This is a genomic window from Streptomyces roseirectus, from assembly GCF_014489635.1.
Classification (GTDB): Bacteria; Actinomycetota; Actinomycetes; order Streptomycetales; family Streptomycetaceae; genus Streptomyces; species Streptomyces roseirectus.
This window is the reverse complement of the sequence record NZ_CP060828.1, coordinates 8899939-8922788: the sequence shown is the minus strand read 5'-3', so window position 1 is coordinate 8922788 and position 22850 is coordinate 8899939. Positions and strand designations below refer to the sequence as shown.

The window sequence follows — 22850 nt, the reverse complement described above, 5'->3', positions numbered from 1 at the left end:
GGCAGGGGTCGGGACGCGCGGGCTGCGACGCCGCTGGTCACAGGGTTTCGAGACGGTCGAGCAGGGAACGCAGGACGGGCTCGGGGAGCGTGGACCGCGGAGCGGTCGCCCCGGGGTCGATCCACGGCCACAGCTCGGCACCGACCAGTGACCGGGCCCGGCCCGGGTTCCGGTACATCGCCACGCCGTGCCGCTGGGCCAGCCGGGCGGCGAACAGCCGCTGCAACTGCGGCCGCATGACGGTGGCGAAGTGCGCCTCGCCGTCGTCCGCGAAGCTGTCGGCCACGATGCGCTGCCACCCGCCGAGGGCCGGCGGCCGGCTGTCCAGCAGGCGCACCGGCTTGCGGTAGCCGCTGTCCTGGGCGGCGCCGCCCGCCGCATACCGGCCCAGGACCAGCGCGACGGCGGTGCAGAGGGCGAGTCCGGTGGCGGCAGCGGCGACGCCGTCGGCCAGGGCGAGCAGCACGGTGCTCGCGACCGCGACGACGCCCAGGACGGCCAGCGAGTGGCGGACCGAACCGGGCCTGCCCGACGCGGAGTCGACGAGGGCCCGGATCCGGGCGGGCGCCTTCACGAGGTGCCCGTCACGGCTTCGGGTCCCGGCGTTCGCGCGCGCAGGCCGTCGGCGATCTCGGCGAGCGCGGACGCGGCCCGGTCGCGGTGGCCGCCGTCCATCGGGTGCGTGGAGTAGCGGGCCTCGCGGAACAGCGCGGTGAGCGCGGCGGCGGCCTCCCCCGTGGGCAGGCCGTCGGCGACGGCCCGCTCCAGCAGGTCCTGCGGGCTGTCCGAGGCACGCCGGGTGACGCCGGAGCCGGCGAGCGACTGTTCCATGGCGGCGTAGCAGGCGATGACGGCCGCACGGGCGTCGGTGCCGTCCAGGAGGGCGCGGCGCCCCGAGTCCACGGCCTGGGCCAGGCGTTCCTGTCCGTCGTCGAGCGTCGCGTACGTCGCCGTGGTCTCGGGCTCCGGCGGGCGGGTCAGGTGCCGCCACAGACGCAAGCCCGCGATCACGACGGCCACGACGAGCAGGGCGATGCCGAGAACGAGCAGGATGCGCGTCAGCCCGAGGTCCATGCCGTGGTCGGCGTCCCCGGCGCGCTGTGCGGGTGGCGGGGTGATGACCGGGTCCTGCCGCGGGCTGGGAAGCGGCAATGGCGCGTGACCGCGTTTGCGGTCGCTGCCGGACGAGAACCGGTGCAGGACCAGGACGAGCAGGGGGACGGCCACCGTCGCGGCCGGCAGGATCCGGCTCACGCCGTCGACCATCCGCTGTTCCACCGGGGTGAGTTCCCCGGCGGCGGCGATCTGTCCCCGGTACTTCTCGCGCAGCGCCAATCCGCCGAGGAGCGACAGCAGGGCGAGGCCGATCACGACGACGGGGTTGCCGCCGAGCGGGCCCCGTCCCTCGGACCACAGTCCCGTGCCGGGGCGCAACAGCAGTGCGCCCAGGGCCACTCCACCCACCACGAACACCGCTGACGCGGCCTGCACGGCGCCGATCGTCCGCCGTCGCCCGCCCTCCGTACCTTCCCGCCCCACTGCCACACCCCTCCCATGTGATCATCAGCTTCGCACACCGGTGCGGCCCTGTTCGCGGCGAGTGACGTGGTCGACGGGGATCTCGGCCAGCAGGACCGGCTCCTCATCAAAGCTCGGCCATCAGGTGTTGTTCTGTCTGCGCGCCCGTAGAGCACCCCACTGCCGCAGCCGTTCGGTGATCTGGGCTTCGTAGCCGTTGCGGGTGGGCTGGTAGTAGGTCTCGCGGTCCATGGTGTCGGGGAAGTAGTCGGCGCCGGAGAAGCCGTCGGGGGTGTCGGGGTCGTACTGGTAGTCCTTGCCGTAGCCGAGGTTCTTCATCAGCCGGGTCGGGGCGTTGAGGATGTGGGCGGGTGGCATGAGGGAGCCGGTGCGGCGGGCGGCGCGGTGGGCGGCGTTGAAGCCGCGGTAGACGGCGATGGACTTGGGGGCGGTGGCGAGGTGGACGACGGCTTGGGCGATCGCCAACTCGCCCTCGGGGGAGCCCAGTCGCTCGTAGACGTCCCAGGCGGCGAGGGCCTGTTGGACGGCGTGCGGGTCGGCCATGCCGACGTCCTCGTTCGCGAAGCGGACCAGGCGGCGGGCGATGAACAGGGGGTCCTCGCCGCCGTCGAGCATGCGGGCCAGCCAGTACAGGGCCGCGTCCGGGTCGGAGCCGCGCATCGACTTGTGGAGGGCGGAGATCAGGTTGTAGTGGCCCTCCTGCGTCTTGTCGTACAGCGGGGCGCGCTGCTGGATGTGGTGGGCGAGCGCGGTGGTGTCGAGGGGGGTGCCGGTGTCCGGGAGGGTCTGGAGTTGTTCGGCCGTGTTGAGGAGGTAGCGGCCGTCGCCGTCGGCCATGGCGATGAGGGCGCGGCGGGCGTCGTCGTCCAGGGGCAGGCGGTGGCCGGTGAGGTGTTCGGCGCGGTCGAGGAGGGTGGTCAGGGCGGCTTCGTCGAGGCGTTTGAGGACGAGGACCTGGGTGCGGGAGAGGAGGGCGCCGTTGAGTTCGAAGCTCGGGTTCTCGGTGGTGGCGCCGACCAGGGTGATCGTGCCGTCCTCGACGTAGGGCAGGAAGCTGTCCTGCTGGGCGCGGTTGAAGCGGTGGATCTCGTCGACGAACAGGAGGGTGCCTCGGCCGATGCCGCGTCGGCTTTGTGCGGCCGTGAAGATCTTCCGTAGTTCGGCGACGCCGGAGAAGGTGGCCGACACCGGTTCGAAGGCCAGGTCGCCGCTGTCCGCGAGGAGGCGGGCGATGGTGGTCTTTCCGACGCCGGGTGGGCCCCACAGGATGGCGGAGCTGAGGCGGCGCTGGGCGGCCATGCGGCCCAGTGGGGCGTCCGGGGCGAGGAGGTGGTCCTGGCCGACGACGTCTTCCAGCCGGGTCGGGCGGAGGCGGTCGGCCAGGGGGCGGGCGGGCTCCTCGTCGAAGAGGGGGAGGGTCGGTTCCATCGGTCTGTCTTCTCAGGGTGCGGGGTCAGGGGGCGTGACGTTCACCGAGTGCCGGGGCGGTCGTGCTTCGGCAGCCGCTCTACGACCAGGTCGTAGGAGTCCTCGACGGCGTCGGTGATCAGGCGCTCGGTGATGCCGGGGCCTGGTCCGAGGGAGATCCAGTGGCGTTTGTCGAGGTAGCGGCCCGGGGTGATCGAGGGGTGGCCGTGCACGAGGACACGGGCGTGTTCGGGGGTGCACTTGACGGTGATGATCTGCTCGTCCGGGTCGTCGGTGACGATCAGGAACACCTTGCCGGCGACCTTGTAGACGTCCAGGTGTTCCGTGAACGGGTGGCCGTGGTCCGTTCCGGGCAGGGCGAGGGCCGTTCGGCGGGCGGTGTCCTGGAGTTGGTCTCCGGCGGGGCGGCCGGGTGCCTCGGTCGGTCCGTTCATCGGGGGGCGTCTTCCGTGAGGGGCTGCGGCGTCAAAAGGCTCGAAGAGCTCGGGAGCTCGGGGGGCTCGGGGGGCTCGGGGGCACGTCCCATCCTTCCTCCGAAGCCGGCGGCAAGCCCGGTAGGCTGCGGACACGTGATGGTCGACAAGCGACACCCGAGCCCACGCGGCAAGACCGGACCGGACGCGGTCCCGCTGTACGGTTTCCAGCCCCCGGTCGGCACCCCGTACGGCCTTGAGGTGAGCACCGTCGAGGACTTCTTCGTCCAGCACGACGACTGGCCGTGGAACCCTCCCCGGCCGGGCCGCGCCACCTTCCACTACCTCATCGCGGTCACCGAGGGCGAACTGCGGCACGACGTCGACCACGTCACGCGGACCATTACCCCCGGCCAGTGGCTGTGGGTGCGCCCCGGGCACGCCCAGTGCTGGCATCCGCCGGGCGCCGCGCGCGGCCCGTTCATCCTGTTCGAGCCGGACGTGCTGCGACCCGACACCGCCCGCCTCCTCGCACCGCTCACCGCCCACGACGCCCCCGCCGTGCTCAGCCCGCACCCCGAGGACAGCGTCTGGCTCCAGCAGACGGCCCTCCAGCTCCTCGACGAACACCGCGCCCTCGGACGCCGCCCCCTCGACATCCACCACGCCCTGCGCCGCAGCCTCCTCGAATCGCTCCTGCTGCGCCTCGCCGACGCCCCCGGCATCACCCCCGTCGACGCGGCGACGGCCGGCACGGGCCGCGGCGACACGTACAGGAGGTTCACGGACGCCCTGGAGCTGCACTTCCGCGAGCTGCACCAGGCCGCGGACTACGCCGAACTGCTCGGCCGCTCGGTCCGCACCCTCAGCCGCGCCACCCGGGACGCCACCGGCAAAGGGGTGCGGGAACTCATCGACGAGCGGCGGCTGCTCGAAGCCCGGCGTCTGCTGGGGACCGCGCGGTGGGAGGCGCGAGCCGTGGCCGCTCACCTCGGCTTCACCGACCCGGCGAACTTCGGCCGCTTCTTCCGTGACCGCACGGGTCTCACGCCGACCGCGTTCGCGGCCCGTGAGCGCACGCCGACGCCGTAAGGGCCCGCTCCTCACTCCTCCAGCACGACGACGTGCTTGCCCGGAGTGGCACCGGACTCGACGCCGGCATGGGCGTCCCCGACCTGCTCCAGACCCCGGTAAACCTTGGCGACCGGCACCTTGAGGCGCCCGTCCGCGATGGCCTGGAGCTGACGTGCGAAGACGTCGGCCGGCAGGTCGGCGGCCTCGCCCGCGTAACTGGTCAGCCGCACCCCGCCGGGGATCATGAACGGGGAGAAGTCGGGGATCGTCCACTGGTCGGCCAGGGCTCCGGTGAAGCAGACGGTGCCGTGCCGGCGGACGCTGCGCAGGGTGTCGGCGAGGACCGAGCAGCCCACCAGCTCCAGCGCGGCGTCGACACCGCCGGGCACCAGTTCGCGCACCTGGTCGGCGAGGGCGCCGTCGTCGACGAGGGGGTGGTCGACGCCCACGGCCCGCAGGTCCCCGGCCCGGTCCGGGCGCCGGGTGGTGGACAGCACGGTGACACCGAGGTCCTTCGCGACGGTGGCCGCGGTCAGGCCGACCGTGGAGGTGCCGCCACGGATCAGCAGCGTCTGCCCCGCCCGCAGGTCGAGACCGGTGACGAGGGACCCGTACGCGGTCTGGAACATCTCCGGCAGGGCGCCGACCACATCCCAGGGCAGGCCGGTGTCGAACGGGATGACCTGCCCGGCCGGGACGGTGACGTACTGGGCGTAGGCGCCGTCGAAGGAGCGGCCCATGCCGCCCATCATGGTCGCCACCTGCCGGCCCGGCCGCAGCCCGCTGTCCTCGTCGGCCTCGTCGACCACGCCGACGCCCTCGATGCCGGGCACGCGCGGGTAGGTGACCTCGGCGTCCGACTCGCCCTTGCGGGTGGTGACTTCGGATTCGTTGACGCCGAACGCCTTCACCCGAATCCGCACCCAGCCGGGTTTGCGTGCCGGTACCGGCACGTCCTTGATCTCCAGGGCGTCGAGGCCGCCGGGGCGGGTGATGACGACGGCCCGCATGGTCGTCGCTGCTGTGGGGTGGCTCATGTCCAGCTCCTTGTCTTCGTCGGCGGTCAGGGGCGGGCGATGCCCTCGTACCGGTCGAGGACGGCCCGGTAGTGCGCGCCGGCGTCGAGGGGGAGGTCGCCGACGCCTTCCGCGTCGGGGCGGTCGATGACGGCGGGCCACAGCCGGGTCCGTGCGCCGGTGGCGAAGTCGAGCACGATGTCGCGGATCCGGGTGTCGCGCTCGGCCTGTTCGGCGCTGCGGCCGGGCCGCTCCTGGCCGACGAGGGCGTACATCTCGGTGCCGTGCACGGCGGGCGCGCCCTGCGCCGGGCCGATCAGGAGGAGGTGGGCGTTGCCGCCCGCGGCGGCGTGGGCCAAAGCGCTCCGGGCGGCGGGCACGGCGAAGGCGTAGTCCGTCAGGTACGCGGCGCGGACCTCGGCCGGGGTGCGGCCGTCCCGGTCGTAGGCGTCGACGATCTTCCGGGCGCGGGTGCGGGGGATGCGCCAGCCGGCGATCTCGTCGGTGACGGCCTCGACGGTGTGCGGGTCGAAGCGGTCGAGGTCGTTGGCCACCCACCAGCCCATCTCGTCGCTGCCCGCGCTGAGCAGGATGTCGACGTCCCGGTGCGTGCCGGAGGCCAGGACGTCCATGGGGTGGGCGCGCAGCACCGCGCCGGGCTGTCCGGCGTCCAGGACGACGCCGATGCTCGTGCCCAGCATGCCGCCGCGGACGCCGATGTCGGTCGGGGTGACCTTGTGCAGGGCTGCCACCAGCGCGGCCGTGTCGAGACCGAGGAGCTTCTCGGGGGTGTCCGCGACGCCGAGTTCGGTGACGAACCGGTGCGCGTGCTCCTCCGCCCACCAGGCGGGCTGGATGCGCGAAGGTCCTCCGGAGAATCCGGCCAGGCGCCGGTACAGGCCGTTGGCCGCCGGTGCGCCGAGCAGCCCGAAGGTGGAGAAGGCGCCGGCGCTGTGGCCGTAGACGGTGACGTCGTCGGGGTCGCCGCCGAAGTGGGCGATGTTCCGCTTGATCCAGGCCAGCGCGGCGATGACGTCCTGCAGGCACAGGTTGCTGGCCTCGGCGAGCGCGCCGCCGTACTGCGACAGCGACACCGCGCCCAAGGCGCCGAGCCGGTAGTTGATCGACACACCCACCACACGCCCCGTCGCGGCGAGGCCGGAGGCGTTCGACGTGATCTGCGTGTTGGCGCCGTACTCGAAACCGCCGCCATGGATGTAGACGGCCACCGGCAGAGCTTCCCCGGCCGGCTCCTCGGGAGCCCACACATTCAGGTTGAGGCAGTCCTCCCCCATCCCACTGTCCGCCTCCAGCCAGTCCCCGCTGTCGGGCTGGACGGAGACGACACCCTTCCGGTCGTAAGGGCGGTCCGCATCGAAGTCCGCTACCACGGGACGGCGGTACCGCTCTGCGGTGGCATACGGGATCCCCCACCAGGACCGCACCCCTGGTGCGGTCGGGGCCTCGGGCACGGCAGCGGTCATGGCGGATCCCTTCGGAGCGGTACGAGCAGCCGCACAGACCTCACGGACGGTGAGCACCACGGCACTCATTCATCATGGGCTCGATCCGGGCGCACCGGCGCGCCGAGGGCGGACACCTGGTGGTCGTCAGGGGACATCTGGATCTGCGGCGAGGAAAGGAGTGAGGAGCGCGAGCAACGCGTCGGGGCGGTCGAGGGGGATGATGTGGCCGCAGTCCTGGAGCTGGTGTCCGACCAAGTCGTCGGTGAGGGGACCGAGTTGGTGTGCGAGCCCGGTGCCGACGGGGTGCGCGCCGACGGCCATGGTGGGCATGGTCAGCCGGGCCGTCGCGACGGCGTCCTGGATCTGCCGCGCGCTGGTGGGCAGGGCCCGGTAGAAGGAGAACGCGCAGCGCAGGGCCTCGCTCCCGGTGTACGCGTGGACGAAGGCGGCACGGATGTCGTCGGGCACTCCCCGCCCGAGCGTCCCCGAATCGAGGAACCAGTCGACATACGGGGCCTCGTTGCCGGCCAGGACGGTCTCGGCGAGGCCGGGGACGGCATGGAACCCGAACCACCACGGGGTACCGCCCGCGACGGCGTCCTCCGCTCCGGGCAGCCGGCCGAGCAGCGCCTCCATCACGACCAGGCGCCGGACGAGGCCGGGCCGGCGCAGCGCGAGCAGGACGGCGGGGGCGACACCCGCGTCGATACCGACCACCGCCGCCGAGGGCTCGCCGAGCGCGTCGAGCAGCGCCGCGGCGTCGGCGGCGAGAGTGCCCGCGTCGTACCCCTCGGTGGCACGTTCGCTGGCGCCGCAGCCTCTCAGGTCCGGGGCGATGACCCGGTACCGCCCGGCGAGCCGGCCCATGATGCCGCTCCAGAGCTGCCAGGTGTGCGGGAAGCCGTGCAGCAGGAGGACCGCGGGGCCGTCCCCGGCGATCGCGACGTTGAGGTGGACGCCGTTCGCCCTGATCCGGCGGAGGTGGTGCGGGTGCGCGGTGGTGACGGGCATGGCGGCTCCTTCAGATGGTTACCATTGGTGACCAGCAAACGATAGGTAACCGTCCCGCCGCTTCCTAGACGGCACTTTCAGGGAAGGTGGTGAGCCACAGGTGACCGCCCGAGAAGCCCGCGCCGCCGGCCAAGGAGCCCGCGCCGCCGGTCGCGGGGTGCGCGGCGACCTGTTCGACCCCCATTGCCCGACGCGGCAGTTGCTGGACCGCATCGGCACGAAGTGGACGTCCATGGCCGTCAAGACACTCGCCGACGCCGCACCGGACGAGGTGCGCTTCGCGGAACTGAGACGCCGGATGCCCGGCGTCTCCCAGAAGATGCTGTCCGTGACACTGCGCGGCCTGACCCGCGACGGGCTCGTGTCACGCCGGGTCGAACCCACCGTGCCGCCACGCGTCTTCTACCGGCTCACCGGCCTCGGCCTGTCCCTGGAAGCCGCCCTCGCGGGGCTGCGGACCTGGGCGGAGGAGCACATGGCCGAGATCGACCGCGCCAACGAAGCCGCCGACCAGGAGACCGACGAGGGGTAGGCGGGCCGGTTCCGCGCTCGGTCACATCCGGGATCTCAGCACGTCGACCTCGCAGCCCGGTGCGAAGGGGTCGAAGCCCTGCTCGATCAGCGGGCGTACCGCCAGCAGGCTGCGCAGCGACGACCACGCGTGGATCACGTCGAGGTCGACGTCGGTGCCGTAGCCGGCGAGGAGGTCGTCAAGGTGCTCCTCGTGGCCGAGGGAGAAGGTGGCGAGGTCGTACAGGGCGTCCCCCTGGCCCGCCTCGGACCAGTCGATGATGCCGGTGACCTCGTCGCCGTCGAGGAAGACGTGCGCGATCTGGAGGTCGCCGTGCGTGAACGCCGGGGTCCACGGTCGCAGCGCGGCCTCGGCGATCCGGCGGTTGCGGGTGACCAGGTCGGCGGGCAGGAGGCCGTTGGTCACCAGGGACTCGCACGCGTCGTCGAGTTCCGTCGTCAGCGCGTCGATGCTGCGGCCGGCCCGGCCGGGCCACGGCGGCAGCGGTGCGTCGTGCAGCTTGCGGATGGCGGCGCCCGCCGCGGCCCATGCCGCCGGCGAACCGGTCACCGGCCCGCCGAGACGCCCGAGCGTCGTGCCCGGGAGCGCGGCGGTCGCGAGTACGGACGGCTTGCGCCACAGCACCTCCGCGGTCGGCACCGGCGCGAGGGACATCGCCTCGAACTCGACGTCGATCCGCGCCTGATCGGCGTCCACCTTCAGGAACACGTCACCGACACGCAGCGTCGCCCGCTCGGAGTGGGCGACGACGACCTTGACCTCGTTCATGGGCGCCCAGTATCCCGGGCCCGGTCGCCGGCGTCGCCGGGTTTACCGCGCGCGACCCCGCGCCTAGTAACTGCCGTAGCCGGGCTTGCCGTTCGGGCGGTAGACGCCGACGACGGTGCCGCCCTTCGTCGTCGAGACGCTGACCGGCTCAAGGCCGGTGGGGATCGCTCCGTCGGCGAAGAGGCGTTTGCCCGTGCCGATGATCACCGGGTGGACGGTCAGGCGGTACTCGTCGACGAGGTCGTGCCGCATGAGGGTCTGGGCGAGGTCGCCGCTGCCGACGACGTTGAGGTCGCCGCCGTCGGACGCCTTCAGCGCGCGCACCGCGTCGACGACGTCCCCTTCCAGCAGCGCGGAGTTCTGCCAGTCGACGGACGTGAGGGTCCTGGACGCCACGTACTTGCGCATGCCGTTCATCCGGTCGGTGAACGGGTTGCCGGGGTCGGCGGTCGGCCAGTACGACGCGAAGATCTCGTACGTCCTGCGGCCGAGCAGCATCGCGTCGGAGTCCTCGTACCAGCCGGCGATGGCCGCGCCGACCTCGTCGTCGCTCACCGGCTTCTGCCAGCCGCCGTGCTCGAAGCCGCTCCGCGTGTCCTCGTCCGGACCGCCCGGCGCCTGCATCACGCCGTCCAGCGTCAGAAACGTACAGATGATGACCTTGCGCATGGTGCGCTCCCTTCGTCGACAGGTAGACCGTCCGACTCCCGGGAACTCATCGGCTCAGACGATCCCGCCGTTGGCGCGGACGACCTGTCCGTTGATCCAGTGGCCGGCCGGGGACGCCAGGAACGCGACGACCTCGGCGATGTCGGAGGGGGTGCCGAGGCGTTCCAGCGGGGGCTGGGCGGCCAGACGGGCGATGGTCTCCTCGTCCTTGCCGGCCAGGAAGAGGTCGGTGGCCGTGGGGCCGGGTGCGACGGCGTTGGCGGTGACGTCCCGGCCCCGCAGCTCCCGGGCCAGGATCGGCGTCAGCGCCTCGACCGCGCCCTTGCTCGCGGAGTACGCGCGTAGTCCGGGAAGGCCAGCCCGACCACGGACGTGGAGAACGTCACGATCGCACCGCCGGGGCGCACCCGGCGGGCGGCCTGCTGGACGACGACGAAGGTGCCCCGGATGTTGGTGCGGTGCAGCTCGTCCAGGACGGCGAGGTCCAGCTCGGCGATCGGCGCCGTGTGCACCCGCCCGGCCGCGTGGACGACGACGTCGACACCGCCGAACTCCGCCTCGGCCGTGTCGAACAGCGCCGCGACGGCGTGTTCGTCGGCGACGTCGGCGCGCACCGCGATCGCCCGGACGCCGGCGTCGGCGGCCAGCCGGGCGACGGTTCGGCGGCCGATGCCGCGCGAGCCGCCGGTGACGATCGCGACACGGTCCGGGGCTTCGGTTCCGAAGGTGGGCATGGCTGACTCCTGTGGTGGATGCGATCAGGTCGTGCTTGTTGCGTCCTCGACGATCGTCCGGTCGCCCGCCCCCAGCCAGGGCTGTGTCTACCCAGGGGCTGCCCACCCCTGGATACGGCCCGGCGTGCGCGCGACCATGGAGGGGTGGACCTTCGAGCACTCGGCGCCTTCCTCAGGACTCGGCGCGACCGCATCCGCCCCGCCGACGTCGGTCTCCCCCAGGGTCCGCGCCGGCGTGTTCCCGGGCTGCGCCGCGAGGAGGTCGCCCAGTTGGCGGGGCTGTCGGCCGACTACTACACCGAGCTGGAGCACGGCAGCAGGAAGCACGGCGTGCAGCCCTCGGCCCAGACCCTGGCCGCCCTCGCCCGCGCTGTTCGGGCTCCTGGACCGGCTGCCCGACACCCCGGCACGGGTCATCACCGACCTGCACGAGACGCTGGTGGAGAACGACCTGGCCCGAAACCTGCTCGGCCGGTCCCCGCGCGAGAGGTACCCGTCCGAGGACCACCCGCACCACTCCCGGGTGTTCGTGGCCGACCTCCAGGCAGTGGCCGCCCGGCGCGGCCGGGACCCGGAGGTCACGAGGACGGTCGCCGTGCTGCGCCGCCGCAGCCCGGAGTTCGCGGCCCTCTGGGACACCCACGACGTCGCGGTGCGCCGCACGGACCACAAGAGGATCGTCCACCCCACGCTCGGCGTCATCGCACTCGACTGCCACAACCTGCTCAGCGAGGACGGCCGCCAGCGCCTGCTGTGGTTCACCGCGCCGCCGGGGAGCCCGGGGGCCGAGCGGTTGGAGCTGCTGTCCGTCATCGGGGCCCAGGACCTGAGCGCCGCCGAGGGCCCGGGATCAGGGGACGTCATGCCCCGTGCCGTGCGGCGAGCCGCTGTTCCCCCGACCCCCGGCTGATCAACCGGGTGGGGACGGTGACGGTGCGGGCGCGGGAGCGGTCGCCGTCGAGGCGGGCGAGGGCGGTGGCCGCGGCGGCTCTGCCGATCTCCTCGGGGTTCTGGGCGACGACGGTGAGGGCGGGTTCGAGGGCTTCGGCGAGGGGCACGTCGTCGAAGGCGACGACGGCGACGTCCTTACGTCTGCTGCGGGCGAGTTCGGTGACGATGCCGAGCGCGGCGATGTTGTTGCCGGCGAAGAGGGCCGTGGGCGGGTCGGCCCGCTCCAGCAGCCGGGCGGTGGCCGCCGAGGCGCCGTGCTGGTCGTGGGCGTTGGTGATCAGGGCGGGGTCGTCCGGGAGGCCGGCCTCGCGCAGGGCCTCGCGGTAGCCGGCCAGCCGCTCGCGGCGGGTGTAGAGGCGGGTCGGCAGGTCGCCGACGAAGGCGATGCGCCGGTGTCCGTGGGCGACGAGGTGGGCGACGCCGTCGTGCGCGCCCGTGCGGTTGGTGCTGACGACGCTGTCGGCGGTCAGTCCCGCGCCGGGCCGGTCGAGGAAGACGACGGGCAGTCCGGCGTCGCGGTGGGACTTGAGGTGGGCGTGGCTCGCGCCGACGGACGGCACGACCATGAGGATGCTGATCCGGCGGGCGAGGAACTTGTCCGTCAGGGCGCGTTCGCGGTCGGGGTCGTCGGCCGATGAGCCCATGAGGAGGGTCAGGCCGCGCACCCCGACCGTGTCCTCGATGCCTCGGGCGACGGCGCCGAAGAAGGGGTTGCCGAGGTCGGGGATGACGAGTCCGACGGTGGTGTCGGGTCCGCCGACGCGGATGTTGCGCGCCATGAGGTTCGGTTGGAAGCCCAGCCGGGCCACGGCGGCGAGTACCTGTTCCCGGGTCCGCGCGGAGGCGGGCCCGTCCTCGTTGAGGACGCGGGAGACGGTCTTGGCGCTGACGCCCACCTCGCGGGCGACGTCGGCCAGGGTGGGGCGGCGGTTCGCTGCCATGGAGGAAACGGTCTCCTTGCTCGTCGGTTCCGGCCTCGGCCTCGGCCGGAACGCGGACGTGCCGAAGGTGGTGTCAGGTGGCCTGGACCCCCGCGGCCCTGGCGGCCTCGGAGTCCGCGACGACGGTACCTCCGGCGGCGTCGACGGTGAGTGCGCCGGTCATGATGGCGACGACCTCGGCCATCGAGTGGTCGGCGGGCTTGAGGACGGCGGCCCGCCGGCCGAGGCGGTGGACGTGGACGCGGTCGGCGATCTCGAAGACGTGCGGCATGTTGTGGCTGATCAGGACGACCGGCATGCCCTTGTCGCGGACCCGCCGGATGAGGTCGAGGACCTGTCCCGACTCCTTGACGCCGAGGGCGGCGGTGGGTTCGTCCATGACGACGACGCTGCTCGCCCAGGCGACGGAGCGGGCGACCGCCACGGCCTGGCGCTGTCCGCCGGACAGGGTCTCGACCGACTGGGTCAGCGAGCGCAGCCCGATCTTCAGGTCGGCCATGTGCTCGGCGGCCTCCTGCCGCATCCGTTTCTTGTCGAGCATGCGGAAGACGCTGCCGAGGACGCCGGGGCGGCGCAGTTCCCGGCCGAGGAACATGTTCGAGGCGATGTCCATGGAGGCCGCGACGGCGAGGTCCTGGTAGACGGTCTCGATGCCGTGGGCGCGGGCGCTCTGCGGGCCGGAGAACTGGATGACCTCGCCGTTGAGCCGGATCTCGCCGGCGTCGGGGGTGAGTGCGCCGGTGAGGGCCTTGATGAGGCTGGTCTTGCCGGCGCCGTTGTCGCCGATGACGGCCAGGACCTCGCCGGGCAGCAGGTCGAAGTCGGCGCCGTCGATGGCGGTGACCTGGCCGTAGCGCTTGACGAGGCCGCGGGCCTGGAGCACGGGGGTGGGCGTGGTGCTCATCGGGCCTTCTTCCGGGAGATCTGGTCGACGGTCACCGCGAGGATCACCAGGACCCCGGTGATCAGCGTCTGGTAGATGGAGGCGACGCCCATCAGCTGGAGCCCGTTGCGGAAGACGCCGACGATGAGGACGCCGATGAACGTGCCGACGACCGAGCCCCGGCCGCCGAAGAGGCTGGTCCCGCCGAGGACCACGGCGGTGATGCTGTCGAGGTTGTCGGTCTGGCCGGCCTGCGGGTCGCCGACCCCGGTGCGGGAGATGAGGAGGAGGGCGGCGATGCCGTAGAGCAGTCCGGCGACGGTGTAGATGCCGATGGTGAGGCGGGAGGTGCGGATGCCGTTGAGCCGGGCCGCTTCCGGGCTGTTGCCGAGGGCGTAGACGTGGCGGCCCCAGCCGGTGTTGCTCAGCGCGTAGGCGACGAGGAGGAACAGGGCGATGGTGACCAGGGAGCCGTAGGTGATGTCGGTGCGGCCGAGCGGGAAGGTCTCGCCGAGGGCGGTCAGCGGTCCGGGCAGGTTGGTGACCGTCTGTTCCTCGGAGTAGATGTGGGTCAGGGCGAACGCCACGTTGAGCATGCCGAGGGTCACGATGAACGGCGGCAGCGGGATCTTCTGCACCAGCAGGCCGTTGAGGAGGCCGAAGCCGCCGCAGACCACCAGGCCCAGCGCGATCGCGAGCAGCGGGGACAGCGAGCCCTGTGCGGCCGTCTTGGCGATCACGATGCTGCCGAACGCCATCACGGCGCCGCACGACAGGTCGATGCCGGCGGTGAGGATGATCAGGGTCTGCCCGATGGCGAGGACGCCGACCACCATGACCTGCTGCACGATCAGCGAGAAGTTCCCACCGGTGAGGAACTGGTCGGTGGAGAAGGAGAAGTAGACGCAGGCCAGCAGCAGGGCGGCGAGGGGGCCGGTGGTCGGCTGGGTGAGCAGTCGGCGGGCCGTGGTCGGCGCCTTGAGGTCGGCGTACGGTGCCGGGGGCGAGGGTGGTGTGGACGTGGCGGTCATGCGAAGTCCTTGTCGGGAGACAGAGTTCCGTACCGGCAGGGGCGAGGGGCCGCCGTCCCCTTGAGCGGGGACGGCGGGTGGGCTCAGCCCCAGCAGTTCTCCAGGCCGAACGCCGTGTCCTTGGAGGTGACGCCGGTCTGCGCCTTGTCGGTGATCAGGGTGACGCCGGTGTCGATGTACCCGCCGGACTTCTTGCCGCCCTTGGCGTCCGTCACGACCGCCTTGACGCCCTCGGTGGCCATCTTCAGCGGGTACTGCTGGGAGGTCGCGGCGATCTTGCCGTCCTTGACCGCCTGGGTGCCGGTGCAGCCGCCGTCGACGGAGACGATCAGTACGTCCTTCTCCCGGCCCTTGGCCTTGAGCGCGGTGTAGGCGCCGAGCGCGGCCGGTTCGTTGATGGTGTAGACGACGTTGATGCCGGGCTCCTTCTGGAGGCAGTTCTCCATGGCGGTCTGGCCCTTGGCCTGGTCGCCGCCGGTGTCCTGGGCGCAGACGACGTCCTTGTCGGTGGCGCCGAAGCCCTTCAGGAAGCCGTCGTGCCGCTGGACGCCGACGGAGACGCCCGGCGCGAGGTCGAGGGTGGCGATCTTCGCGGCCTTGCCGGTCATGGCGGCCTTGGCGTACTCGCCGATCAGCTGTCCGGCCTTGACGTTGTCGGTGGCGAAGAGGGCGTCGACGGCGTTCTGCGGCTCGGTCGGGGTGTCGAGGGCGATCACCAGGACGCCCTTGGCCTTGGCCTTGGCGAGCGCGGGCACGATGGCCTTGGAGTCGCTGGGGGTGATCAGGATGCCCTTCACCCCGGCGGCGACCATGTTCTCGACGGCGGTGATCTGGCCGGCGTTGTCGCCGTCGAACTTGCCGGCGGCGGTCATGAGTTGGACGCCTTCGGACTGCGCGGCCTTCTCGGCGCCCTCCTTCATCTTCACGAAGAACGGGTTGGTGTCGGTCTTGGTGATCAGGCCGACCTTGATCTCGCCCGAACCGGCGCTGGACGAGCCCGTTCCGGAGCCGGAGCCGCAGGCGGTCAGGGTCAGGGCCGCGACGCCCGTGACGGCGGCGGCCCTGAGGAGGGAGGAGGACGGACGCGTGCTGCGAGACATGAACGACTCCTGTGGATAGCGGGCGGCACAGGGCAGGGTGCGGGCAGGCCACCCCCGGTGTCAGCGCTGACTTATGTCATCGTTGACACCGCATGGCGAGGATGATGGACTCCGTCTCCCGGCAACGTCAATGCCTTGCGCCCGTCACAAATCGGCAACGCCCCCGCTGCCGCCGACCGCGCCGCGTCCGGTCCTTCCGTACCGCTCCGAGAGAAGAGCTGCCCATGAGCCCGCGCCAGATCACCGTTCTGGGAGAGTGCGTCGCCGACGCCTTCACCGAGCCCGCGAGCGCCGCGCACGAACTCGCCCTGCGGGTCCTGCCGGGCGGCGGACCGGCGAACACGGCGGTGGCCCTGGCCCGCCTCGGCACCCGCTCCCGCTTCCTCGCACGCCTGTCCGGCGACGTCTTCGGCCGCCTGTTCCGCGCCCGCCTGGAGGCGTCCGGCGTCGACCTCTCGGACGCCGTCGAGGCCGCCGAGCCCAGCACGCTGGCGGTGGCCGAACTGGACGCCCAGGGGCAGGCGGCGTTCTCCTTCCACGCGCAGAACACGGCCGACTGGCAGTGGACCGCGCGCGAGCTGGCGGGAGTCGACCTGTCCGGCACATCGTGCCTGCACACCGGCTCGCTGGCCCTGGTCAGGGAGCCCGGCGCGGCGGCGGTGGAGGAGTTCCTGGGGCGGGCCTCGGCGGCGGCCACCGTCAGCATCGACCCCAACGTCCGGCCCCTGCTGGTGCGTGCGGACGTCTACCGCGCCCGGCTGGCCCACTGGTGCTCCCTCGCCGACGTCCTGCGCCTCAGCGAGGACGACCTGAACCTCCTCCTGCCGGGCACCGCGCCGGAGGAGGCGTGCGACGTGTGGCACGCGGCGGGGGTGCGGCTGGTCGTGCTCACGCGCGGCGCCGGTGGTGCTCTGGCCTCGCTGGACGGCGAGCGGGTGGCGGTGCCTGCGGTGGCGACGCGGGTCGTCGACACGGTGGGCGCGGGTGACTCGTTCACCGCCGGGCTGTTGCACCACCTCGGCGCCCGTGGGCTTCTCGGCGGCCGGCTCACCGCTCTGCGCCTCGACGAGGTCGCGGAAGCCTGCCGGTTCGCGGCGCGGGTGGCGGCCCTGACCTGCTCGGTCGCCGGCCCGAACCCGCCGTGGCGCGAGCAGGTGACGCCGCTCGCGGCGGCCGATCACACCTGACCGCCGGGCGAATCCCGTCCGGACCGTTGACTCGCCCGCCGGCCGGCGTCCATCATCGGGCCACTCGATGTCAGCGTTGACACAAGTCATCGCTGACATGTTCTCCGGCCGGCGGTGTGGACGACATCGTGGGCCGGGGCGTCACATCGTCGGGCCGCCCGCCGCAGGCCGCGCTGCCCGGAGCCCGCAGCACAGGAGTCGCCATGAGCTCTGGACGTGTTTCCCGGCGTGCCCGTATACGGACGGTCGCCTCGGCGGCGGCCGTCTGCGCGCTGCTCGCCCCGCAGTCCGCGGCGGCCGCTACCGCGCCGTACGCGGAGACCTACCGGCCCCAGTTCCACTTCACGCCGCGGCAGAACTGGATGAACGACCCCAACGGCCTCGTGTACTACCAGGGCGAGTACCACCTCTTCTACCAGTACAACCCGAGCGGCGACGTGTGGGGCGACATGTCCTGGGGCCACGCGGTGAGCACGGACCTCGTCCACTGGCAGGAGCTGCCGCTCGCCCTGTCGCACGACGACAAGGAGATGGTCTTCTCCGGCGGCGCCGTCGTCGACGAGCACAACACCTCCGGTCTCGGCACCGCCGAGAACCCGCCCATGGTCGCGGTCTACACGCGCCACGACAAAACCACCGGCGTCCAGTCCCAGGCCCTCGCCTACAGCACCGACCGGGGCCGGACCTGGACCAAGTACCCGGGCAATCCCGTCCTCGACATCGGCTCGAAGGACTTCCGCGACCCCAAGGTCCAGTGGTACGCGCCGACCCGGAGCTGGCTGATGACGGTCTCGCTGTCCGCCGAGCACAAGGTGCGGTTCTACACCTCCAAGAATCTCAAGGACTGGACGCAGCTCAGCGAGTTCGGCCCGGCCGGCGCGACGGGCGGGGTGTGGGAGTGCCCCGACCTGTTCCCGCTCGCCGTCGACGGGAACCCGGACAACGTCAAGTGGGTCCTGGTCGTCAACCTCAACCCCGGTGGCATCGCGGGCGGTTCGGCGGCCCAGTACTTCGTCGGCGACTTCGACGGCAGGACGTTCACCGCCGCCGACGACGGCATCTACACCCCGCCCGCCGGGACCGTCGTCCAGGACTTCGAGGGCGGTGACTTCGGTGCGTGGACGGCCACGGGGACCGCGTTCGGCCCGGGGCCGGCGGCCGGGACGCTCGACGGGCAGCAGACCGTCACCGGCTTCGACGGCCGGGGCCTCGCCAACAGCTTCCACTCCGGGGACGCCGCCACCGGCACGCTCACCTCGCCGCCGTTCACCGTGCGCAGCCCCTACCTGAACTTCAAGGTCGGCGGCGGCCGGCACCCGCACCGGCCCGGCCGGATCCTCGCCGACTTCGACGGCGGCACCTACGGCGACTGGACGGCGACCGGCGACGCGTTCGGGTCGGCGCCGGCCGGCGGCACCCTGCCCGGCCAGCAGCAGGTCACCGGCTTCCAGGGCGGCGGCCTGGTCAACACCTTCCGCGCCGGGGACGCCGCCACCGGGACCCTCACCTCGCCCGAGTTCACCCTCGACAAGGCGTACGTCAACTTCCTCGTCGGCGGCGGCGACCACCCCTCCGGCTCCGCGCACCCCACCGCGCTCGAACTCCTCGTCGACGGCCAGGTCGTGCGCAGCGCCACCGGCAAGAACGCCGAGGCCCTGGAGCCGGCCTCCTGGGACGTCCGTGACCTCGCCGGCAGGAAGGCGCGGATCAGGGTCGTCGACGACAACACCGGGAGCTGGGGTCACCTCAACGCCGACCAGATCGCGCTGTCCGACGTCCGGGCCCGGCCCGGCGCGCAGGAGACGGCCGTCAATCTGGTCGTCGACGGCCAGGTCGTGCGCACGGCCACCGGTTCCGGCAGCGAGGCGCTGGACTGGGCCTCCTTCGACACCCGGCCCTACCTCGGCAGGCAGGCGCGGATCCAGCTCGTCGACCTGAACACCGGCGGCTGGGGTCACGTCCTCGCCGACCGGTTCACCGAAGCCGACGCCCCCGCCCGTTCCGTCCTGGAGCGCGCCGGCTGGGCCGACCACGGCAAGGACTACTACGCGGCCGTCTCCTGGGAGAACGCCCCGGACGGCAAGCGGTACATGATCGGCTGGATGAGCAACTGGGACTACGCCGGCGCGACCCCCACCTCGCCCTGGCGGGGTGCGCAGAGCGTTCCCCGGCAGATGGCCCTGCGGACCGTCGACGGCCGTGTCCGGCTGACCAGCGAACCGGTGGACGGCGTGAAGTCCCTGCGCCTGCCCTCCCCGGTCACCGCGGCCCCCGGCACCGTGACGAACACGTCGCGGGCGCTGGCCGGGCCCGGTGCCGAGGGCAAGGCGCTCGACATCGAGGCCACCTTCTCCCTCAGGGACGCCGAACGGTTCGGGATCAAGGTGCGCACGGGCTCCCCGGGTTCCCTGGGTGAGGAGACCGTCATCGGCTACGACACCGCGGCGCAGGAGCTGTACGTCGACCGCACCCGCTCCGGCGCCGTGGACTTCGACGGCAGCTTTCCCGGCGTCCAGACCGCGCCGCTGAAACCGGTGAACGGCACGGTCACGCTGCGGATCCTGGTCGACTGGTCGTCCGTCGAGGTCTTCGGTGGCAGCGGCGAGGCCGTCATCACCGACCAGATCTTCCCCGACCCCGACAGCCACGGGGTCCAGGTCTTCGCCGAGAACGGTTCGGCGCACCTGGACCGGGCCACCGTCTGGCACCTCGCCCCCACCCACGACAAGGACACCGCACCGTGACGAAGACACTCCTCGCCGAGTTCACCGCCCGCGAAGGCGCCCAGGACGAGGTCGCCCGCCTCATCGGCGACTACGCCCGCAAGGTCCGCGAGGAACCCGGCAACCTCACCTTCGACGTCTACACCAAGGCAACCAACCCCCGCGCCTACTGGATCTTCGAGGTCTACCGCGACGAGGCCGCCTTCCAGACCCACCTCCAGGCCCCCTACGGCCCCCCGTTCAACACCACCCTCGCCCCACTCATCGAGGAGGACGCCTCCGTCCTGACGTTCCTCGATCCGACGGCATGAGCGAGGGCCGTCGGCCGCGTACTCCGGGCAGGTCGCCCTGGTCACCGGTGCCGCCTCCGGCATGGGTCTGGCCGGCGCCCGTGCGTTCGCCGGCTCCGGCGCCGCCGTCGTGCTCGTCGACCGTGACGAGGACGCCGTCCGCGAGGCGGCCGAGGAGATCGGCGTCGCCTGCGATGTCACGGACGAGCGGCAGGTGGAGGCGGCGGTGCGGCGCGCGGTGACGGAGTTCGGCCGGCTGGACATGGCGTTCGGCAACGCCGGCATCCAGGTGCCGCCGTCCGACGCGGCCGACGAGAGCGCGGACTCCTTCGACCGGGTCAACGGCGTCAACCTGCGCGGTGTCTGGGCGGCGACGAAGCACGAGCTGCGGCAGATACGGGAGCAGGGCAGCGGGGCGATCGTCAACTGTTCGTCGCTGGGCGGGCTCGTCGGGCTGCCCGAGCGTGCCGCCCACCATGCCTCCAAGCACGGCGTCATCGGCCTGACCCGCGCGCTGAGGCCGGTGACGGGGGTGGGGGCGGGGGCGTCCGGCTCGTGCACCACCCCCGTCTGGCGTGCTTCGCCGCCGGATGAACCGTCAGGAAAACAGGGCGATTTGACACTCCTCGGGTGATTTATCCCGCCTGTCAGGAGACCTCACCCAGCGTTCACTTTGACCGTGAGCCGACAACGTTATGATCCGTGCGCGCGTTTCCGGTCAATCGGGGGTCGATATTCCGCCACCGGCGCGCGCATCCCTTGACCAAGGAGTGACATGACCGAACAGGTCTCACGGGCGCCGGGCAGCCCGCCCATGTGGCAGCGTGCCCTGGCCCTCGCCGCCGGCCTCATCATGGCCGTCGGCACCCTGCTGTTCACCGGCAGCAGTCCCGCCCGCGCGGACGACGCGCACGAACTCACGTACACCCTCGCCTCCGTCGACAAGGGCTCCGCCGAACCCGCGGCTTGGCAGGTCGCCGCGATGGCCGAGTGGCGGTTCGCCCAGTACTTCCCCTTCGACACCGACTGCAAGGGCCCGATCAAGCCCGGCGCGAAGTGCATGCTCACGTACCTGGGCACCTCGAACCCGGTCCAGGCCACCGACGTCTACACCACCGGGTTCCGGCTGGTGTCACTGCCGGGCCACTCCGAGGGCGCGGGCCGCACCATCGTGTTCTGGATCGAGCGCACGGACAGCGCGCTCGTGCTGCACGTCCGGGCGGACGGGCCGTGGAGCCTGAGCGAATGGCTCACCTACAACTCCCCCGTCGCCGACATCATCTGGGACCAGTACGCGAAGAACCTGTCGTACGGGATAACCCACGGCGAGTGGCACCAGTGGGCCTATCCGGACGGCTTCCTCGACCACCTCGACACGCAGTGCCGCTACCCCGTCGACCTGTCACGGAACGCCTACATCCCCTGCGAGATGGGGCACATCTACTGGCCGTGGCAGTACGGCGCGCCGGACGGGCCGAACACGTGGGGCTGCGCGGCGCACGGCACGGCGGTCTCCCCGGCCGCGAACCGGGCGATCGACGCCGCCTGTTCGCAGGTCGCGGCGGGCACCTGGTACAGCTGGGGCGGCGGTCACGGCGGCTCACCCGGGGCCTCGTACGGCTTCGTCGACCAGTCGGACCCCGTGCGCAGCAAGAACGATCCGTACCGCAAGGGCTTCGACTGTTCGGGTCTGGTGCGGTGGGCGTGGTCGCAGGCGGTCGGCTACGACGTCATGGGCAACACCACGGCCGCCGGCATCTTCAGCCTGCCGGGGCAGCGGCTGGGCACCGACACCTCGGCGCTCAGCCCCGGTGACCTCGTGTTCTTCGGCCGGCGGTCCGTGCACCACGTCGCCATCTACCTCGGTGCGGGGAAGATCGTCGAGGCGCGCGAGTCCGACACCCACGTGATGGTCTCGGACCTCAACAGCCATGACATGACCGACTACGCGGGCGGGCTGCGGTTCATGGGCGGCATGGGCTCCGGCAACCACGTGACGTGGGGCACCGGGATCAACGTCCGCTCCGCACCGGCCCGTTCGGGCTCGGTGGTCACCACCTTCCCCGGTCCGACGGCCGTCAACATCGACTGCCAGAAGCACGCCGAGTCGGTCACCGCCGAGGGCATCACCAACGACGTCTGGTCCCACCTGCCCGACCTGGGCGGCTGGATCAGCAACATCTACGTCAAGGGCGGCTACTGGCTGGACGGGGTGCCCGACTGCGGCGGTGCCACGGGCTCCGGGGAGCACTCCACCTGGGGCACCAGTGTGAACGTCCGCTCCACGCCGTCGCGTTCGGGCTCGCTGGTCACCACGTTCTCCGCGCCGACCGCGATCCACATCGACTGCCAGAAGCACGCCGAGTCGGTGACGGCCGAGGGCATCACCAACGACGCCTGGTCGCACCTGCCCGACGTCGGCGGCTGGGTGAGCAACATCTTCGTCAAGGGCGCGGCCTGGCTGGACGGCGTGCCGGACTGCGGCGGCGGCACCTCGACCGGCTCCAACAGCACCTGGGGCACCGACGTGAACACCCACGCCCACCCCAACACCACCTCGGACGTCAAGAACACCTTCAGCGGCCCCACCCCGGTGAAGATCGGCTGCCAGAAGCACGCCCAGTCCGTGACGGCGGAAGGCATCACCAACGACGTCTGGTCCTACCTCCCCGACTACAGCGCCTGGATCAGCAACATCTACCTCAAGGGCGCGGCCTGGCTGGACGGCGTCATGGACTGCACCCGGCCCCCGGCCCTCGACCCCGACACCGGCACGGGCGGCGGCACCAGCGCGGGCGCCGACGGCATGTTCAGCACGTGGGGCACGGGCGTGAACACCCACTCCCACCCCAACACCACGTCGGACGTGAAGAACACCTTCAACGGCCCCACCCCGGTCAGGATCGGCTGCCAGAAGCACGCCCAGTCCGTGACGGCGGAAGGCATCACGAACGACGTCTGGTCCTACCTGCCGGACTACAAGGCATGGATCAGCAACATCTACCTCAAGGGCCCGGCCTGGCTGGACCGAGTCATCGACTGCACCAGGCCCCCGGCCCTGGACCCGGAGACCCGGGCCTGACCGGTGCCCTCC

19 protein-coding genes and 3 pseudogenes are annotated in these 22850 nt (G+C 72.1%); 8 read left to right on the top strand and 14 right to left on the bottom strand.

All coding sequences use genetic code 11. The features are described 5' to 3' along the window. Positions 1 to 37: 37 nt before the first annotated feature. The 4 genes from IAG44_RS38610 to IAG44_RS38595 all read right to left on the bottom strand — a co-directional run bounded on the left by IAG44_RS38610 (position 38) and on the right by IAG44_RS38595 (position 3401). Entirely contained in the window at positions 38 to 574 is a 537-nt protein-coding gene (locus IAG44_RS38610; protein WP_187751708.1) for a hypothetical protein, read from the bottom strand. Beyond that, on the bottom strand, positions 571 to 1491 hold the full coding sequence (locus IAG44_RS38605) for a DUF4129 domain-containing protein (protein ID WP_246562410.1): 921 nt from the start codon (positions 1489 to 1491) through the stop codon (positions 571 to 573). Before IAG44_RS38605 ends, IAG44_RS38610 begins: the two co-directional genes overlap by 4 nt. A 168-nt stretch (positions 1492 to 1659) precedes the next feature. Next, positions 1660 to 2967 (bottom strand): replication-associated recombination protein A, encoded by a 1308-nt coding sequence (locus IAG44_RS38600; protein WP_187751706.1) that lies wholly within the window; start codon positions 2965 to 2967, stop codon positions 1660 to 1662. 41 nt (positions 2968 to 3008) lie between these two features. Further along, positions 3009 to 3401 (bottom strand): MmcQ/YjbR family DNA-binding protein, encoded by a 393-nt coding sequence (locus IAG44_RS38595; protein WP_187751705.1) that lies wholly within the window; start codon positions 3399 to 3401, stop codon positions 3009 to 3011. A gap of 135 nt (positions 3402 to 3536) precedes the next feature. On the opposite strand from IAG44_RS38595, the gene IAG44_RS38590 reads away from it, so the two are divergent. Next, the gene (locus tag IAG44_RS38590; RefSeq protein ID WP_246562409.1) at positions 3537 to 4472 is read left to right on the top strand and encodes a helix-turn-helix domain-containing protein; all 936 of its coding nucleotides are present in this window, start codon (positions 3537 to 3539) and stop codon (positions 4470 to 4472) included. An 11-nt stretch (positions 4473 to 4483) separates the two neighbouring features. Here the strand turns inward: IAG44_RS38590 and IAG44_RS38585 are convergent, their stop codons facing one another. The 3 genes from IAG44_RS38585 to IAG44_RS38575 all read right to left on the bottom strand — a co-directional run bounded on the left by IAG44_RS38585 (position 4484) and on the right by IAG44_RS38575 (position 7947). Then, a complete protein-coding gene (locus IAG44_RS38585) occupies positions 4484 to 5491 on the bottom strand; it encodes an alcohol dehydrogenase catalytic domain-containing protein (RefSeq protein WP_187751703.1) in 1008 nt (335 codons plus the stop codon). Between the two features lie 26 nt (positions 5492 to 5517). Beyond that, the gene (locus IAG44_RS38580; RefSeq protein ID WP_187751702.1) at positions 5518 to 6954 is read right to left on the bottom strand and encodes a carboxylesterase family protein; all 1437 of its coding nucleotides are present in this window, start codon (positions 6952 to 6954) and stop codon (positions 5518 to 5520) included. Between the two features lie 126 nt (positions 6955 to 7080). Then, positions 7081 to 7947, bottom strand: a complete 867-nt coding sequence (locus IAG44_RS38575) for an alpha/beta fold hydrolase (protein WP_187751701.1) — start codon at positions 7945 to 7947, stop codon at positions 7081 to 7083. Positions 7948 to 8047: 100 nt separating this feature from the next. On the opposite strand from IAG44_RS38575, the gene IAG44_RS38570 reads away from it, so the two are divergent. Beyond that, positions 8048 to 8479 carry a winged helix-turn-helix transcriptional regulator gene (locus IAG44_RS38570; RefSeq protein WP_246562408.1) on the top strand — a complete coding sequence of 144 codons (432 nt, stop codon included), beginning with the start codon at positions 8048 to 8050 and terminating at the stop codon, positions 8477 to 8479. Between the two features lie 21 nt (positions 8480 to 8500). Here the strand turns inward: IAG44_RS38570 and IAG44_RS38565 are convergent, their stop codons facing one another. From IAG44_RS38565 to IAG44_RS38555, 3 genes and pseudogenes are all read right to left on the bottom strand, one after another. Further along, the gene (locus tag IAG44_RS38565) at positions 8501 to 9247 is read right to left on the bottom strand and encodes a phosphotransferase family protein (protein ID WP_187751700.1); all 747 of its coding nucleotides are present in this window, start codon (positions 9245 to 9247) and stop codon (positions 8501 to 8503) included. Between the two features lie 63 nt (positions 9248 to 9310). Further along, the gene (locus tag IAG44_RS38560) at positions 9311 to 9916 is read right to left on the bottom strand and encodes a dihydrofolate reductase family protein (RefSeq protein WP_187751699.1); all 606 of its coding nucleotides are present in this window, start codon (positions 9914 to 9916) and stop codon (positions 9311 to 9313) included. A gap of 54 nt (positions 9917 to 9970) precedes the next feature. Beyond that, positions 9971 to 10650, bottom strand: a pseudogene (locus tag IAG44_RS38555) (SDR family oxidoreductase). 144 nt (positions 10651 to 10794) lie between these two features. Between IAG44_RS38555 and IAG44_RS38550 the strand changes: the two are divergent. Further along, positions 10795 to 11560, top strand: a pseudogene (locus IAG44_RS38550) (helix-turn-helix domain-containing protein). Here the strand turns inward: IAG44_RS38550 and IAG44_RS38545 are convergent. The 4 genes from IAG44_RS38545 to IAG44_RS38530 all read right to left on the bottom strand — a co-directional run bounded on the left by IAG44_RS38545 (position 11511) and on the right by IAG44_RS38530 (position 15556). Further along, complete coding sequence (locus tag IAG44_RS38545; protein WP_187751698.1) at positions 11511 to 12542, bottom strand: LacI family DNA-binding transcriptional regulator; 1032 nt, start codon at positions 12540 to 12542, stop codon at positions 11511 to 11513. The pseudogene IAG44_RS38550 and the gene IAG44_RS38545 sit on opposite strands and share 50 nt — an antisense overlap. A 73-nt stretch (positions 12543 to 12615) precedes the next feature. Continuing rightward, positions 12616 to 13446: an ATP-binding cassette domain-containing protein gene (locus IAG44_RS38540; RefSeq protein WP_187751697.1), complete on the bottom strand. Its 831-nt coding sequence runs from the start codon at positions 13444 to 13446 to the stop codon at positions 12616 to 12618. Beyond that, positions 13443 to 14456 (bottom strand): ABC transporter permease, encoded by a 1014-nt coding sequence (locus IAG44_RS38535; protein WP_187751696.1) that lies wholly within the window; start codon positions 14454 to 14456, stop codon positions 13443 to 13445. Before IAG44_RS38535 ends, IAG44_RS38540 begins: the two co-directional genes overlap by 4 nt. An 83-nt stretch (positions 14457 to 14539) precedes the next feature. Beyond that, complete coding sequence (locus IAG44_RS38530; RefSeq protein ID WP_187751695.1) at positions 14540 to 15556, bottom strand: sugar ABC transporter substrate-binding protein; 1017 nt, start codon at positions 15554 to 15556, stop codon at positions 14540 to 14542. A 224-nt stretch (positions 15557 to 15780) separates the two neighbouring features. Between IAG44_RS38530 and IAG44_RS38525 the strand changes: the two genes are divergently transcribed. The 5 genes and pseudogenes from IAG44_RS38525 to IAG44_RS38505 all read left to right on the top strand — a co-directional run bounded on the left by IAG44_RS38525 (position 15781) and on the right by IAG44_RS38505 (position 22838). Continuing rightward, entirely contained in the window at positions 15781 to 16743 is a 963-nt protein-coding gene (locus tag IAG44_RS38525) for a carbohydrate kinase family protein (RefSeq protein ID WP_187751694.1), read from the top strand. Positions 16744 to 16946: 203 nt separating this feature from the next. Next, positions 16947 to 19487, top strand: coding sequence for a glycoside hydrolase family 32 protein (locus tag IAG44_RS38520; protein WP_187751693.1), 2541 nt, complete (start codon positions 16947 to 16949; stop codon positions 19485 to 19487). Then, on the top strand, positions 19484 to 19777 hold the full coding sequence (locus IAG44_RS38515; RefSeq protein WP_187751692.1) for a putative quinol monooxygenase: 294 nt from the start codon (positions 19484 to 19486) through the stop codon (positions 19775 to 19777). The genes IAG44_RS38520 and IAG44_RS38515 overlap by 4 nt, the downstream gene beginning before the upstream one ends. After that, positions 19764 to 20270: pseudogene (locus tag IAG44_RS38510) on the top strand (SDR family NAD(P)-dependent oxidoreductase); the annotation flags it as partial. The gene IAG44_RS38515 and the pseudogene IAG44_RS38510, both read left to right, overlap by 14 nt. 261 nt (positions 20271 to 20531) lie before the next feature. After that, a complete protein-coding gene (locus tag IAG44_RS38505) occupies positions 20532 to 22838 on the top strand; it encodes a C40 family peptidase (RefSeq protein WP_187751690.1) in 2307 nt (768 codons plus the stop codon). Positions 22839 to 22850: the final 12 nt, after the last annotated feature.